Source organism: Aeromonas sp. SER (assembly GCF_038739615.1).
Classification (GTDB): domain Bacteria; phylum Pseudomonadota; class Gammaproteobacteria; order Enterobacterales; family Aeromonadaceae; genus Aeromonas; species Aeromonas jandaei.
In genome coordinates, this window is record NZ_JBCGFC010000002.1 from 69,025 (window position 1) to 83,376 (window position 14,352).

12 protein-coding genes are annotated in these 14,352 nt (G+C 61.8%); 9 read left to right on the top strand and 3 right to left on the bottom strand.

What is annotated here, in order from left to right:
* Position 1 precedes the first annotated feature (1 nt).
* Genes rsxB through gloA form a run of 7 tightly spaced genes read left to right on the top strand, consistent with a single transcriptional unit; the run spans position 2 to position 6,714 of the window.
* The gene (gene rsxB / locus AAHA41_RS03195) at positions 2-580 is read left to right on the top strand and encodes an electron transport complex subunit RsxB (RefSeq protein WP_279010801.1); all 579 of its coding nucleotides are present in this window, start codon (positions 2-4) and stop codon (positions 578-580) included.
* A gap of 2 nt (positions 581-582) precedes the next feature.
* Positions 583-3,033 (top strand): electron transport complex subunit RsxC, encoded by a 2,451-nt coding sequence (gene rsxC, locus AAHA41_RS03200; protein ID WP_323070426.1) that lies wholly within the window; start codon positions 583-585, stop codon positions 3,031-3,033.
* Between the two features lie 44 nt (positions 3,034-3,077).
* Positions 3,078-4,130: an electron transport complex subunit RsxD gene (rsxD, locus tag AAHA41_RS03205; protein WP_041208552.1), complete on the top strand. Its 1,053-nt coding sequence runs from the start codon at positions 3,078-3,080 to the stop codon at positions 4,128-4,130.
* Positions 4,131-4,173: 43 nt separating this feature from the next.
* Complete coding sequence (gene rsxG, locus AAHA41_RS03210) at positions 4,174-4,806, top strand: electron transport complex subunit RsxG (RefSeq protein WP_033113576.1); 633 nt, start codon at positions 4,174-4,176, stop codon at positions 4,804-4,806.
* A gap of 27 nt (positions 4,807-4,833) precedes the next feature.
* The gene (locus tag AAHA41_RS03215) at positions 4,834-5,586 is read left to right on the top strand and encodes an electron transport complex subunit E (protein WP_182927977.1); all 753 of its coding nucleotides are present in this window, start codon (positions 4,834-4,836) and stop codon (positions 5,584-5,586) included.
* Positions 5,587-5,602: 16 nt separating this feature from the next.
* Positions 5,603-6,244, top strand: coding sequence for an endonuclease III (gene nth, locus AAHA41_RS03220; protein WP_323070425.1), 642 nt, complete (start codon positions 5,603-5,605; stop codon positions 6,242-6,244).
* 56 nt (positions 6,245-6,300) lie between these two features.
* A complete protein-coding gene (gloA, locus tag AAHA41_RS03225) occupies positions 6,301-6,714 on the top strand; it encodes a lactoylglutathione lyase (RefSeq protein WP_005337610.1) in 414 nt (137 codons plus the stop codon).
* Positions 6,715-6,798: 84 nt separating this feature from the next.
* On the opposite strand, the gene AAHA41_RS03230 is transcribed toward gloA, so the two are convergent.
* Positions 6,799-7,674: an OmpA family protein gene (locus AAHA41_RS03230; RefSeq protein ID WP_041208982.1), complete on the bottom strand. Its 876-nt coding sequence runs from the start codon at positions 7,672-7,674 to the stop codon at positions 6,799-6,801.
* A gap of 253 nt (positions 7,675-7,927) precedes the next feature.
* Here AAHA41_RS03230 and AAHA41_RS03235 point away from each other — a divergent pair, with 253 nt between their 5' ends.
* Positions 7,928-8,848: a hypothetical protein gene (locus tag AAHA41_RS03235; protein ID WP_225628421.1), complete on the top strand. Its 921-nt coding sequence runs from the start codon at positions 7,928-7,930 to the stop codon at positions 8,846-8,848.
* A gap of 341 nt (positions 8,849-9,189) precedes the next feature.
* Here AAHA41_RS03235 and katG read toward each other — a convergent pair whose 3' ends face one another.
* Positions 9,190-11,376 (bottom strand): catalase/peroxidase HPI, encoded by a 2,187-nt coding sequence (katG, locus tag AAHA41_RS03240; RefSeq protein WP_323070424.1) that lies wholly within the window; start codon positions 11,374-11,376, stop codon positions 9,190-9,192.
* A gap of 401 nt (positions 11,377-11,777) precedes the next feature.
* The gene (locus AAHA41_RS03245) at positions 11,778-12,959 is read right to left on the bottom strand and encodes a DUF1615 domain-containing protein (RefSeq protein WP_042031603.1); all 1,182 of its coding nucleotides are present in this window, start codon (positions 12,957-12,959) and stop codon (positions 11,778-11,780) included.
* A 257-nt stretch (positions 12,960-13,216) separates the two neighbouring features.
* Between AAHA41_RS03245 and AAHA41_RS03250 the strand changes: the two genes are divergently transcribed.
* Positions 13,217-14,251 (top strand): sterol desaturase family protein, encoded by a 1,035-nt coding sequence (locus tag AAHA41_RS03250; protein ID WP_323070440.1) that lies wholly within the window; start codon positions 13,217-13,219, stop codon positions 14,249-14,251.
* The last annotated feature ends 101 nt before the right edge of the window (positions 14,252-14,352 follow it).

The following is a 14,352-nucleotide window of genomic DNA, read 5'->3' on the forward strand; positions in this document are numbered from 1 at the left end:
CATGATCCATATTCTTTTTGCCATTCTGGTGCTGACCCTGCTAGCGCTGGCGTTCGGGATTATCCTGGGCTTTGCCGCCGTCAAGTTTCATGTGGAAGCAGACCCCATCGTCGATCAGCTCGATGCCCTGCTGCCCCAGACCCAGTGTGGCCAGTGCGGCTATCCCGGTTGCAAACCCTACGCCGAGGCGGTTGCGGGCGGCGATCAGATCAACAAGTGCGTACCCGGTGGCGAGGCCACCATGCGCAAGATTGCCGACCTGATGGGGGTCGAACCCCAGCCGCTGGGCGGCAGTGACGAGGCCGCAGTGCCGGTCAAAAAGGTCGCCTTTATCCACGAAGATCAGTGCATCGGCTGCACCAAGTGCATTCAGGCCTGCCCGGTGGACGCCATCGTCGGCGCCACCAAGGCGATGCATACCGTGATTGCCAGCGAGTGCACCGGTTGCGATCTCTGTGTCGATCCCTGCCCGACCGACTGCATCGAGATGATCCCGGTGCCCACCACGGTCGATAACTGGAAGTGGGATCTCAATAACGTGCATGTTCCGGGCAAGATTCCGGTCAAGTTGGTGGAGTAACCATGCAGTCTTTACTTGAACGCATCAAAGCCGGGAATATCTGGGACTTTCACGGTGGTATTCACCCCGCCGACAACAAACTGCAATCGAGCCAGAGCCCGGTCGAGCAGGCAGGTCTGCCGCCGCGCCTGATCATTCCGGTGCGCCAGCACGCAGGCGCCGCTGGCGACCTGCTGGTGCAGGTGGGTGACAAGGTCAAGAAGGGTCAACCGCTGACCCGTTACGCCAAGGGGCGGGTGGTGCCGGTGCACGCCTCCACCTCGGGCACCATCACCGAGATTGCCAACCACACGGTCGCTCACCCTTCGGGGCTTGACGATCTCTGCGTCATCCTCACCCCCGATGGCGAAGATGAGTGGGGCGAGCTCGACGGCAAACCCGATTACTGGAATCTGGAGCGGGGCGAACTGCTCGAGCGCATCCAGCAGGCGGGCATTGCCGGTCTTGGCGGCGCCGTCTTCCCCACCCACAGCAAGCTCGACGGCCGCGGCCAGCTCACCGAGATCCTGATCGTCAACGGGCTGGAGTGCGAACCCTATATCACCACCGACGATCGGCTGATGCAGCAGTACGCCGATGAGATAATGGATGGCATTCGGGTGCTCAAGCACCTGCTCAAACCGAAACTCACCCTGATCGGGGTAGAAGACAACAAACCCGAGGCGATCACCGAGCTGACCCGTCACGCCACCGACGAGGATGTGCTGGTCAAGACAGTGCCGACCAAGTACCCCTCGGGCGGTGCCAAGCAGACCATCGAGCTGCTGACCGGCCGTCAGGTGCCCAAGGGCGGCCGCGCGGTCGATATCGGCATCATGGTGCTCAACGTTGCCACCGTGTTTGCCATCAAGCGCGCCATTATCGACGGCGAGCCGCTGATCGAGCGGATCGTTACCCTCACCGGCGACAGCTTCAAGAAGCCCGGCAACGCCTGGGTGCGCCTCGGTACGCCGGTGCGCTGGCTACTGCAGCGCTTCGAGCTGCAACCGGAGGCGGATCAGCGGGTGATCATGGGGGGCCCCATGATGGGCTTTACCCTGCCCCACGCCATGGTGCCGGTAGTCAAGGCGACCAACTGTCTGCTCGCGCCGACGCAAGCCGAACTACCCGCACCCGGCCCGGAGCAGGCCTGCATCCGTTGCAGCGCCTGTGCCGATGCCTGCCCGGCCAGCCTGCTGCCGCAAGAGCTCTACTGGTACAGCAAGGCCAAAGAGTACGACAAGGCCGAGAAGCTCAACCTGATGGACTGCATCGAATGCGGTGCCTGCGCCTGGGTCTGCCCGAGCGAGATCCCGCTGGTGCAGTACTACAAGATCGCCAAGGATGACATTCGCGAAGCCCGCGCCGAGGCCGAAAAAGCCGAGCGCGCCAAGCAGCGTTTTGAAGCCAAGCAGGCCCGTTTCGAGCGGGAGAAAGCGGCCCGCGAAGCGCGCCACGCCGAAGCCGCCGCCCAGCGCCGGCAGGCGATGACTGCCGCTGGCGGGGAAGATCCGGTTGCCGCCGCGCTGGCCCGTATCAAGGCCAAGCAGGATGCGCCCATCACCGCCATTGCGGCCACCGCCGAGGGTGTGCCCGACAACAGCGCCGTGATTGCCGCTCGCGAAGCGCGCAAACGGGAAGCGGAAGCGCGCCGCGCTGCCAAGCTGGCGGAGAGTGCAAACAGCGAAACAGCTGCTGCGCCGCAATCCGCCGAGGCGGTTGACCCATCCAGCGATCCCAAGAAAGCAGCCATCGCCGCGGCTCTTGCTCGTGCCAAGGCCAAGAAAGCGGCTCAGGCTGGCGATGCTCCTGCTACAGATAGCGCGGCCGAAAGCCAGCCTTCAGCAGAGGCCGATCCGAAAAAAGCAGCCATTGCCGCCGCCATTGCCCGTGCCAAGGCCAAAAAGGCTGAGGCGAGTGGCGAGCCGGTAAGCACAGCCAACAGCGCGACAACCGACGCAGACATCCAAAGCGATGCGCCATCTGCGGCCAGCGAAGCGGTCGATCCCAAAAAGGCCGCTATCGCCGCGGCCATTGCCCGGGCCAAAGCCAAAAAGGCGGCCCAGCAGGGTGACAGCGCTGAGGGCTCTCTGACTGCAACCGCAGGCACCAACGAAACGGCTGCAACCCAAAGCGATGAACCATCTGCGGTCAGCGAAGCGGTCGATCCCAAGAAAGCCGCTATCGCCGCAGCCATTGCCCGCGCCAAGGCCAAGAAGGCGGCCCAGCAGGCAGCTGAACAAGGTGAGCCAATGCAGGAAGCAGAAGGGGCTCGCGGTGAGCAAGTACTCGCCGAGCCGGTGAGCGAGGCCGTGGCCGAACCGGCCGTTGCCGAGGCGAGCGTTGACCCGAAGAAGGCAGCCATCGCCGCTGCCGTCGCCCGCGCCAAGGCGAAAAAACTGGCTGCTGAAGCGGCCAGGGCCAGTGGTGCCACCCCGGATGAGGGATCATCATCCGACGCCGAGCCGCGCTGATGCTCGCTGGCCCATCGTTAAACAACGAGGTAATGCACTAATCCATGTTCAATATCGCGACTGCGCCGTTTGCCCATAACCGCAAACAGACCCGAACCCTGATGCTGCTGGTGATCCTGGCCTGTGTGCCGGGCTTGCTGGCCCAGACCTGGTTCTTCGGCTGGGGCTCCTTTATCCAGATCCTGATTGCGCTGGTAACCGCACTGGTGAGTGAGGCGTTGGTGCTCAAGCTGCGGGGCCGCCCCGTCAAACCGGCCCTGATGGATGGCAGCGCCGCCCTCACCGCCGTGCTGATCGGTCTCTCCCTGCCACCGCTGCTGCCGTGGTGGATGATGGTAGTGGGCACTGCCTTCGCCATCATCATCGCCAAGCAGCTCTATGGCGGGCTGGGCCAAAACCTGTTCAACCCGGCCATGGTGGCCTACGTGCTGCTGCTGGTCTCCTTCCCGGTGCAGATGACCAGCTGGCTGCCGCCAGAGAGCGTGCGCGCCTACAGCCTCGGCTTTGGCGATGCCGCGTCGGTCATCTTCACCGGCTTTAGCCTCGACGGCTACAGCATGGCCCAGCTCAAGCAGGGGGTGGATGGCCTCACCATGGCGACCCCGCTCGATACCCTGAAAACCGGCCTGACTCAGGGGCTCACCACCGGCGAGATCCTGAGCGGCCCGCTGTTTGAGGGTTGGGGTGGCATCGGCTGGAGCTGGGTCAACCTCGGCTATCTGCTGGGCGGCCTCTTCCTGCTGCAGCAGAAGGTGATCAACTGGCGCATTCCGACCGCCATTCTGGGCTCCCTGCTGGCGGCGGCGACCCTCGGCTACCTGATGAGCCCGGATGCGACCGCCACGCCGATGTTCCACCTCTTTAGCGGCGCCACCATGCTGGGGGCCTTCTTTATCGCCACCGATCCGGTCAGCGCCTGCACCACCCCGCGCGGCCGCCTGGTCTATGGCGTGCTGATCGGGGTGCTGGTCTACATCATTCGCCGCTTTGGCGGCTATCCGGATGCCTTCGCCTTCGCCGTGCTGCTGGCCAACCTTTGCGTGCCCTTTATCGACAGCCTGACTCGCCCGAAAGTGTATGGAGCCCGTCGCCAATGATGTTTCTGCCCTCTTTTCCCATCACAGCTGACGGAGCCCGGACATGTTAAAGAGCATGCGCAAGAACGGCCTGATCCTGGCCATGTTCGCGCTGGGCTGCACCGCACTGGTGGTGCTGACCAACGAGTTGACCAAGGACAAGATCGCCCACCAGCAGCAGCTGGAGAAGTTGCAGACGCTGGAAGCACTGCTGCCTGCCGGCAGCTATGACAACGATCTGGTGACCAGCTGCAAGCTGGTGACCAGCAGGAAGTATCTGGGCAGCGATCAGCCGCAGGCCCTCTATACCGCCAGCAAGAATGGCGTGGTGACCGGCTATGCGCTGGAGGCGATCGCGCCGGATGGCTACAGCGGTGCCATCCGCATCGTGGCGGGCTTTGATGCCAAGGGCACCGTCAGTGCGGTGCGAGTGCTCGCTCACAAAGAGACCCCCGGCCTTGGTGACAAGATCGAGCTGAAAAAATCCAACTGGATCAACAGCTTTACCGGAAAGTCCCTGACCGCCGACAATGAATCCGAGTGGGCAGTGAAGAAGGATGGCGGCGAGTTCGATGCCTTTACCGGTGCCACCATCACCCCCCGTGCCGTGGTCAAGGCGGTGAAAAACCTGCTGAAACTGCAGCACGAGCACCCGGAACTGCTCAGCAACGCCCCGGCTTGTCCGGCCGCACAATAAACCGGAGTCGACCCCGTCATGACACAGATGGAACAGATTGAAACGGGCACCGCCCCGATCGCCGAGCTGGAAAGCCGCAAGGGCGAGCTCAAGGAGCTGATGGTACAGGGGCTGTGGAAGAACAACCCCTCGCTGGTACAGGTGCTGGGTCTGTGCCCTACCCTCGCCGTCTCCTCCACCTTTACCAATGCGCTGGGGCTGGGCCTTGCCACCATGGCGGTGCTGGTCTGCTCCAACCTCGCCATCTCGCTGGTGCGCAACTGGGTGCCGAAGGATATCCGCATCCCGGTCTACGTGATGATCATCGCCTCGCTGGTGACCAGCGTGCAGCTGCTGATGAACGCCTACACCTATGGTCTCTATCAGGCGCTCGGCATCTTTATCGCCCTGATTGTCACCAACTGCATCATCATCGGCCGCGCCGAGGCGTATGCCTCCAAGAACCCGCCGCTGCTGGCGGCCCTCGACGGTCTGATGATGGGGCTGGGCTTTACTCTGGTGCTGCTGGTGCTTGGCACCATGCGCGAAATCATCGGCATGGGCACCCTGTTTGATGGCGCCGATCTGCTGCTGGGCGAGTGGGCCAAGTCCCTGCGCATCGAGCTGTTCCATTCCGATGCCAGCCTGCTGCTGGCCATTCTGCCGCCGGGCGGCTTTATCGGGCTGGGGCTGCTGATCGCCGCCAAGAACGCCATCAACGAGTGGCGTGACCGCAAGCAGGCGACCACAGTGGCTCACTGCAATGTGCCCCCCGTCCGTGCCCGGGCGACCCAGCTATGACACCACGGAAGGCTGCATGAACAACCAGAAACGCAGAGAGATACTGGAGCGACTGCGGGAGCACAATCCCCACCCCACCACCGAGCTCAACTTCAACTCGCCGTTCGAGCTTTTGATCGCCGTGCTGCTCTCGGCGCAGGCAACCGATGTCAGCGTCAACAAGGCGACCGACAAGCTCTATCCGGTGGCCAACACCCCGCAGGCGATGCTGGATCTCGGGGTGGAGGGGCTCAAGAGCTACATCAAGACCATTGGCCTCTTCAACACCAAGGCCGAGAACGTCATCAAGACCTGCGCCATCCTGCTGGAGCGCCATGGTGGCGAGGTGCCGGAGAACCGCGAAGCGCTGGAAGCCCTGCCCGGTGTCGGCCGCAAGACCGCCAACGTGGTGCTCAACACCGCCTTTGGCTGGCCCACCATCGCCGTCGATACTCATATCTTCCGGGTATCCAACCGCACCGGCTTTGCGGTGGGCAAGAATGTGGATCAGGTGGAGGAGAAGCTGCTCAAAGTGGTACCCGCCGAGTTCAAGCTGGATGTCCACCACTGGCTCATCCTGCACGGGCGTTACACCTGTCTGGCTCGCAAGCCCCGCTGTGGTTCCTGTATCATCGAGGACTTGTGCGAGTACAAAGAGAAGGCCTATCCCGAGAACTGATAGCCTCGCAACCGAGATTGAAAGCAGTACACATCACCAACCCGGAGAACTGAGCAATGAGAATTCTGCATACCATGCTGCGTGTCGGCGATCTGCAACGCTCCATCGACTTCTACACCCGCGTCCTTGGCATGAAGCTGCTGCGCAAGAGCGAGAACAGCGAGTACAAGTACACCCTGGCCTTCGTCGGTTACGGTGACGAGAAAGATGAAGCGGTGATCGAGCTGACCTACAACTGGGGGGTGAGCGAGTACGAACTGGGCTCCGCCTACGGCCACATCGCGCTGGAAGCGGACGACATCTATGCCACCTGCGAAGCGCTGCGCGCCGCCGGAGCCAAGATCACCCGCGAGCCGGGCCCGGTCAAAGGCGGCACCACCGTCATCGCCTTCGTCGAAGATCCGGACGGTTACAAAATTGAACTGATTGCCAAGAAAGATGCCGGTACTGGCCTCGGTGACAGCTTCTAAGCTGCCCTAATCCCGCTGCCGAATGGCAGGATCAAAAAAGAGCGCATCTGCGCTCTTTTTTATGCCTCTTTGCCGGGGACAGCACTAGATCTCGCCATTGCGCCCCATGCTGATGACCACCCGCCGGTTCTTGGCACGACCCTGCTCGGTTTCGTTGGAGGCAACGTGCTGCTTCTCGCCATGCCCCTCCACCGAGATCTTGCCGGGATCGAGCCCCAGATCGACGAACACCTTCTTGATGGCATCGGCCCGCTTTTCCGAGAGTTTCTGGTTGGTCCAGCGCCCGCCATAGCTATCGCTGTAGGCGTCGATCACCACCACATCGATGCTCTTGTCCGCCTTGATATATTCGCCGATCATCGCCAGCCGTCGTTTGGATGAGATGGAGAGCTGATCGCTGTTCTTGTCGTAGGTGAGCACGCTAAAGGCGATATCGTTGAAGCTGTAGGGCAGCAGCCCGCTCTGACAGTCAAGGAACGCCTGATATTTGACCCGGAAGTTGACCGACGAGAGCGACACCCGCACCGGCCGGTTCTGGCGATACCAGTCCCGATACTGGAAAGTTGGCATGTTGCCCCCCTCCAGCTCGTCGAGCATGGTCCAGGCAGTCTGTCCCTCAACCAGCCCATCAAACTGCTGATAGAAGTGGAGCTGGCTCACTTCCCGCCCCGCAATGCCGGGGCGCCAGACCGGCGGCATAATGCCAAGGCTCACCGTCTCGGTTCTGGCCTGTGGCCGTTTGCCCTTGAGCTCGAAATCGAGATTGATCTTGCGCCCGGCGCGGCTGACAAAGGCCCCCGTTCCCCAGTTCGGGATCGGGTGTTCGAGGCGGCACTCAATCTGGGTATCGGAGGTCAAACGCCAGACGGATTGATCCAGACCGGCACCGAATTCGGTCACCCCAGCCTGTACTTGCATACTCACCGATATGCTGATCAACCCCAACTTCCAAGCGTCCAACGGCTTGTCCTCCACACGATCTCATATGGAGTATCGGCCGCGGACAGGCAACCTTTAGCGGCAAAACTGCAAAGGGCTGCCGCTGGCGGCAACCCCTTGCCTCTGCTGAAAAAAATCGGGATAGCAGTGGCAATCGCAGCATCTGATGCGCGCCAACGGCGGCGGATCTCGCTACAGTAGAGCCAGAGTGACAGGATGTCGCCGTGCAGGAGCAAGACGCATGTTCAGACCCTTCCCGACCTTGTGGCCCCTTATGCTGGCCATGCTCGGCAACGCCGCCCAGAGCGCAACTCAGGATGAAGAGTGGGCACAGCAGCGGGCCAATGCCGTGCTCTCCCTGATGAGCTTTACCGTGGTGCCGGATATCACCGCCAGCGATCTCTCCCTCGGCAGCGGCAGTGGCCAGTCGGCCGCCCTCAGCATGGCCCAGCTGGGCGGTGGCGCGACCATGAGCGAATCGTTCCCTATCTATCTGGAAGGAGCCCTCGGCTTTAGCCGCTACGATCCCCAGTTTGTCATGAGCAACGGCAGCGAGAGCCGCACCATCCCCACCCGCTGGAACAGTGCCACCGCCTCGGGCGGCGTTGGCTGGGATATCTCCCTGCACAGGGATAAACAGGGCGGCCACTGGGTACTGCGCCCCATCGCCAATGTCTCGCTGGGCACCATGGCCAGCGATATTCGCATCGGCAACTGGCTGCTCGATCGTACCAAAGGCTACTCCCTCGACTTTCTCGAAAACGGTCAGCTCAATATGTACGGGCTGGGTGGCTCGCTGATGGTCGATTACGAGCTCTTCTCCAAAACTCAGGATATCGATGCCGAGCTGCGTTACTCCTACCAACACCTGCAGAGTTTTGGCAATACCTCGGAGAGTGTGCGTGGCAGCGCCGAGGCGGAGAACCTCGGCCTCTATCTGCGCCGCCGGGCGCCGGTGTTTGACTGGACCCTGCTCGATCGCCCGCTGCGCTATGTGATGGAGGGGGCGCGCACCGAGTACCTCGGCGAGCAGCGTGGCCTGCTCGGCTTCAATGCCCTCAATTCGCTGGGGCTCGGCCTTGAGATAGACAGCAGCAAGTACCACATCATCGTCAGCCGCACTCGGCTGGTCGCCCGCTATATGTTCAGCAACAACACCCGCGGTTATTCGGTCGGACTGGCCATGAGCTTCTGAGCTGAGCGGGATATGCGCGGGATAACAGAGAGATCGGGCAGCCTTTTCCGGGTGGATTCCCGGCCACCAGCATTGCTGTAACACGATTCTGGAGGCGGCAGCAGCCCGGATAGCGCCGAATTAATAAAGTAAAATGTTTATTAATTCTACGCTATTCAGCCTGCAAGGGAGCGACCTGAGGAGCAAACCGGCCTTCATCCGCTCGAAAGGGCTGACAAACCGCCCCTCCGATCTGATGACAAAAGGTGATCGGGCCACAAAATGCCCCTTTTCACTCTCTCTGTTGCCGCCAATAAAAACGCCAGCCTTGCGGCTGGCGTTCTCATTGGGGTTGAAGCGACTTATTTCAGATCGAAACGGTCGTTGTTCATCACCTTGACCCAGGCCTTGACGAAGTCGCGGACGAACTTCTCCTTGCCGTCTTGCTGGGCATAGACCTCGGCGTAGGCGCGCAGCACCGAGTTGGAGCCAAACACCAGATCAACCCGGGTGGCGGTCCACTTCACCGCGCCGCTCTGACGATCCACGATCTGGTAGCTGTTGCGGCCAGTCGGCTGCCAGCTATAGGCCATGTCGGTCAGGTTGACGAAGAAGTCGTTGCTGAGCACCCCGACCCGGTCGGTAAAGACGCCGTGGGCCGAGCCGCCGTGGTTGGTGCCAAGCACCCGCAACCCGCCGACCAGCACCGTCATCTCGCGGGCGGTGAGTCCCAGCAGCTGGGCACGGTCGAGCAGCATCTCCTCCGGCTGCACCTTGTAGTGCCCCTTCTGCCAGTTGCGGAAACCATCGTGAACCGGCTCGAGGAAGGCGAACGACTCGGCATCGGTCTGCTCGGCGCTGGCATCGCCGCGACCCGGCGCAAAGGGGACGACGATATCAACGCCGGCCAGCTTGGCCGCCTGCTCCACCGCTGCGCTACCGCCCAGCACAATCAGGTCGGCAATGCTGACCGGCTTGCTCAGGGTGGCCTGCAGGGCGATCAGGGCATTGAGCACCTTCTCGAGGCGAGCCGGTTCGTTGCCTTCCCACGCTTTCATCGGCGCGAGGCGGATGCGGGCACCGTTGGCCCCGCCGCGATAATCAGAGCCGCGGAAGGTGCGGGCACTGTCCCACGCGGTGGCGATCAAATCGGCTGGCGCCACGCCGCAGGCCAGCAGTTTGGCCTTGAGCTCGCTCACCTCCTTGTCGGAGAGCTGGTAATCCACCGCCGGAACCGGATCCTGCCATACCATGACTTCGCTCGGCACTTCCGGCCCCAAATAGCGGCTGCGCGGCCCCATGTCGCGGTGAGTCAGCTTGAACCAGGCGCGGGCAAAGGCGTCGGAGAAGAGCGCCTGATCCGCGGCAAAGCGCTCGGAGATCTCCCGGTATACCGGGTCAAAACGCAGCGCCATGTCCGCATCGGTCATGATGGGATTGCAGCGGATGGAGGGATCTTCCACATCCACCGGGCGATCTTCCTCCTTGATGGCGACGGGCTCCCACTGCCAGGCACCGGCCGGGCTCTTCTTGAGCCACCAGTCGTGGCCCAGCAGCATCTTGAAGTAGCCGTTGTCCCAGCGGGTCGGGTTGCTGGTCCAGGCCCCTTCAAGGCCGCTGGTCACCGTATCGCGGCCGATACCGCGGCTTTCGTGGTTGATCCAGCCCAGCCCCTGCTCGTGCACATCGGCCCCTTCGGGAGCAGGCCCCAGTTTGGCTGCGCTGCCGTTGCCGTGGGCCTTGCCGACGGTGTGACCACCGGCGGTGAGCGCCACTGTCTCTTCGTCATTCATCCCCATGCGGGCAAAGGTGACGCGCATGTCGTGGGCGGTTTTCAAAGGATCCGGGTTGCCATCCACCCCTTCCGGGTTGACGTAAATCAGCCCCATCATCACCGCTGCCAGCGGGTTCTCCAGATCCCGTTCGCCGCTGTAACGGCTCCCTTCGCTACCGCTCGGCGCCAGCCACTCCTTTTCGGAGCCCCAGTAGACATCTTTTTCCGGATGCCAGATGTCCTCGCGGCCACCGGCAAAGCCGAAGGTCTTGAGCCCCATGGATTCATAGGCGACGTTGCCCGCCAGGATCATCAGGTCAGCCCAGGAGATCTTGTTGCCGTACTTCTGCTTGATCGGCCACAGCAGACGGCGCGCCTTGTCGAGGTTGCCGTTGTCTGGCCAGCTGTTGAGGGGAGCGAAGCGCTGGTTACCGGTGTTGGCACCGCCGCGCCCGTCGGTAGCGCGATAGCTGCCGGCGGAGTGCCAGGCCATGCGGATCATCAGGCCGCCGTAGTGGCCCCAGTCGGCCGGCCACCAGGGCTGGCTGTCGGTCATCAGGGCATGCAGATCGGCCTTGAGGGCATCGTAATCGAGGCTGTTGAAGGCGTCTGCATAATCGAAAGTCTCATCCATCGGATTGGTCTTGCGGTCATGCTGATGCAGGATGTCGAGGTTGAGGGCATTGGGCCACCAGACTTGATGCTCCTGGCTGGCAGAGGTATTGGCACCGTGGGCAAAGGGGCACTGACCGGCCCCGCTAGCGTGTTTGTCCATCTTCAGATCCTCATTGTGGTCATAATGACGGCGAAACCCTTCGCTTCGCAGTTGAGACTAGCCTACCCCCCACCACCCACTTAAAAAACCGAATAAAAAAGTTCAATTCAATCTGGTTTTACGATTGAACTATCTCGTCACCGGATAACAAACAGAACAATGCAGGCACTGGCAGAGTAGTCATTGCATAGATCACACAAGCTTGTTGAACCCACTGTTAACATGTGGCCATTGCACACCAGCCGACAGCGTTGAAATGGACTTCACACCTGTGAGGCGTCCCGTACCTCATGAGGTGGCCATGCTCAGCAAAGTGGCCCGAAATGCCAGCAGATCATCACGCGGTAAGCTGAAGAGCGGAAACAACAAGGGCGGCCAATTGGCCGCCCTTGTTGTGTTTCTTAGCGAATGGTCGCCATCTGCCGCACGCAGCGCTGCTCCCTGTCATCCACCCGCTTGGCAAACCAGGCGGTGGTGAGGTTGCGGGTGATCTTGGGGCTTTTTAGCTGAATACCCGGCAGGATGGCGCGGGGCAACCGCTTGCCCGCTTTCTGGTCTGCCAGCGTGAACACGCGATGATAGAGGTCGCTCTGGCCAAATTCGGCGGTATCGCCGAGTTTGAGGCTCTGGTGGATCGCCTGCTGACTCATGTTGATCCGGCTGGCGATGGTATAGACCGCGAGTTCCGTCTTGCCCGGCAGGTCGGAGTCATAGCGGATCAGATCGCCATCCAGAGCCAGTGTAGTACCGCTCAAACGGCTGACAGCGGCCTGAAAGGCGGCGTTGCGACTGGCATACCAGCCGGCGTTGAAGTCGGCGAAACGGTAGAGGGTATCGGGGTACTCCGCCTCATAGCCGAAGATATGTTTGGTACCAAACCAGATACCACCGCGGCGGGTAAAGACTTCGTGGCGGATGGACTCCTTGACCGGATAGGGATAACCGCGGGTATTGGCCTCGGCAAAGGCGATGCTCACCTGCATCGGGCCGCCGGTGTGCACCGGGTTCATGTTGCCAAACAGGGTCTTGCCCATCGGCAGCATGCTGATCATGTCCTCGAAAATTTCGCTCATCTCCCGCTCGGTACGAAGCGCATCGATGCGCTCGGCATAGCTCTTGCCAGTCGGCGAGTTGATGGAGAGCGCGGCACGCACCATAAACTCGGGGATCAGCAGCTTGGCCGCCCGCGAGTTGATCTCCTTCCAGGCGATCTTGCCAAGGCCCGGCACCACGGGGTCGGCCTGATAGGTCGCCTCCTGCTCCGCCACCGCCAGCACGGTACAGACGTTGTGATCGTTGACTGTCACCCCCTGGGTGGTGAGCGCCGTCACCACGTCGTTGGCCCACCCCTGCTTGTCGACCACATGGCGGGGCAGAAACCTCACGATGCGGCTCTTCATGTCCGCCGGCTTGCGCGGCTGCATGGCTGGCGGGGTCGCCTTTTTGGCGGGCACTGTCGCGCCCGTTGTGTCGCTCGGTGCAGGGGCAGAAGCGGGATCGCTGGCACAGCCGGCCAGCAGCAAGGGGATCAGCAGCGCCAGCGTGCGCATGGCGGGGGAAACAGAAAAGAGAGAGAGCGTCATCGGATATCCGGTACTGAGGCTGGAGGCAAACCCGCCCGGCGGCGGGCGCACACATGATGGCTCATTGTAGAGAATTGATCCACAAGGCTAAAGTCCCATCGCCTCGCCCCTCTCCCTGACCAGACAGGGGTTGCCGCAACAGGAGCGCCCCCATATATGACCAGATAACAGGTATGACCCGACAACAGACATGGGCTTTTATCGAGAGTTGTTTACATTTAGAATGCCGCCGCCAGGATGCTCACGGTATGGACCCTATGGATACGCTCGCCCATCTCTTTGCTTACGTGCAGCAGTGGCTGCTCACTCCGATCTGGCACTGCCTGACCGGACTGCTTGATTTCAACGGGCGGCTTGGGCTCCCCTTCCTGCTGATATCCGGCCTCATTGCCTACCTCCTCTATCGTATGCGCCGGCGCCAGCAAGGCCCGGCAGTGGGCAGTTTCGCCGGTTTTCTCGGCGGCCGGGCCATCTGGCTGCATCCCTCCGCCCTGCTCGATTATCAGTATTATCTGGTGCGCGCCCTGCTCCATGTGGCCCTGATCGTGCCGATCCTGACCCTGCTTAACCCCTGGCTTTTGCAGGCAACAGATGTTACCTCCGCGCTCACCCGTCTGTGGGGTGAACGTCCCCGTCTGGCCGAGGCGAGCTGGCTGATGATGCTTTATGGTCTCGGGGTATTTCTGGTCAGCGATTTCGTCCACTACTGGCTGCACCGTGTCTTTCACAGCCGCTGGCTGTGGGAGTTTCACAAGGTGCACCACAGCGCCACCGTGCTGGTGCCGCCGACCGCCAGCCGCATTCATCTGGTGGAAAAGCTCGCTGAAATCCTGCTCAAGGGGAGCGCGCTCGCCCTCTACTCCGGTGCTTTCTACTGGCTGTGCGGCGGCTCCGTGCGCCCCTACACCCTGTTTGGGGTGGGCTATCTGGTGCTGATCTTCAACTCGCTGGCCGCCAATTTGCGCCATAGCCATATCTGGCTGTCGTTTGGCCCGCGGCTGGAGCATATCTTCAACAGCCCGGCCCAGCACCAGATCCACCACAGCCGGGATCCCCGCCACTTCAACCACAACTTCGGGATCAACCTGTCGCTGTGGGACTGGTGGTTCGGCACTCTTTACGTCACCAACCACCAACCAGAGCCCCTCACCTTCGGGGTCGGCCCGAAAGACAATGTGCGCTACAGCCGTCTGGGTGCGCTGATCCTGCGCCCCTTTCTGGTCACGGCCCGCAAGCTGTGGCATGCCCTGCCCCGTCCTCGCAGTCGCAAGCCGCAGCCTGATTTACGGTAGTTACGCTCTTCGCACCATAAGTCCAGTCCTCGCAGCACCCAACCCGTCGTTATAAAAAAGCCCCCGCCATTGCTGGCGGGGGCTTGTCATCTATGTGGTGC

Coding starts and splice junctions, on each gene's coding strand:
- rsxB (WP_279010801.1), top strand. CDS start 2: ATGATCCATATTCTTTTTGCCATTCTGGTGCTGACCCTGCTAGCGCTG.
- rsxC (WP_323070426.1), top strand. CDS start 583: ATGCAGTCTTTACTTGAACGCATCAAAGCCGGGAATATCTGGGACTTT.
- rsxD (WP_041208552.1), top strand. CDS start 3,078: ATGTTCAATATCGCGACTGCGCCGTTTGCCCATAACCGCAAACAGACC.
- rsxG (WP_033113576.1), top strand. CDS start 4,174: ATGTTAAAGAGCATGCGCAAGAACGGCCTGATCCTGGCCATGTTCGCG.
- AAHA41_RS03215 (WP_182927977.1), top strand. CDS start 4,834: ATGGAACAGATTGAAACGGGCACCGCCCCGATCGCCGAGCTGGAAAGC.
- nth (WP_323070425.1), top strand. CDS start 5,603: ATGAACAACCAGAAACGCAGAGAGATACTGGAGCGACTGCGGGAGCAC.
- gloA (WP_005337610.1), top strand. CDS start 6,301: ATGAGAATTCTGCATACCATGCTGCGTGTCGGCGATCTGCAACGCTCC.
- AAHA41_RS03235 (WP_225628421.1), top strand. CDS start 7,928: ATGCTGGCCATGCTCGGCAACGCCGCCCAGAGCGCAACTCAGGATGAA.
- katG (WP_323070424.1), bottom strand. CDS start 11,376: ATGGACAAACACGCTAGCGGGGCCGGTCAGTGCCCCTTTGCCCACGGT.
- AAHA41_RS03245 (WP_042031603.1), bottom strand. CDS start 12,959: ATGACGCTCTCTCTCTTTTCTGTTTCCCCCGCCATGCGCACGCTGGCG.
- AAHA41_RS03250 (WP_323070440.1), top strand. CDS start 13,217: ATGGATACGCTCGCCCATCTCTTTGCTTACGTGCAGCAGTGGCTGCTC.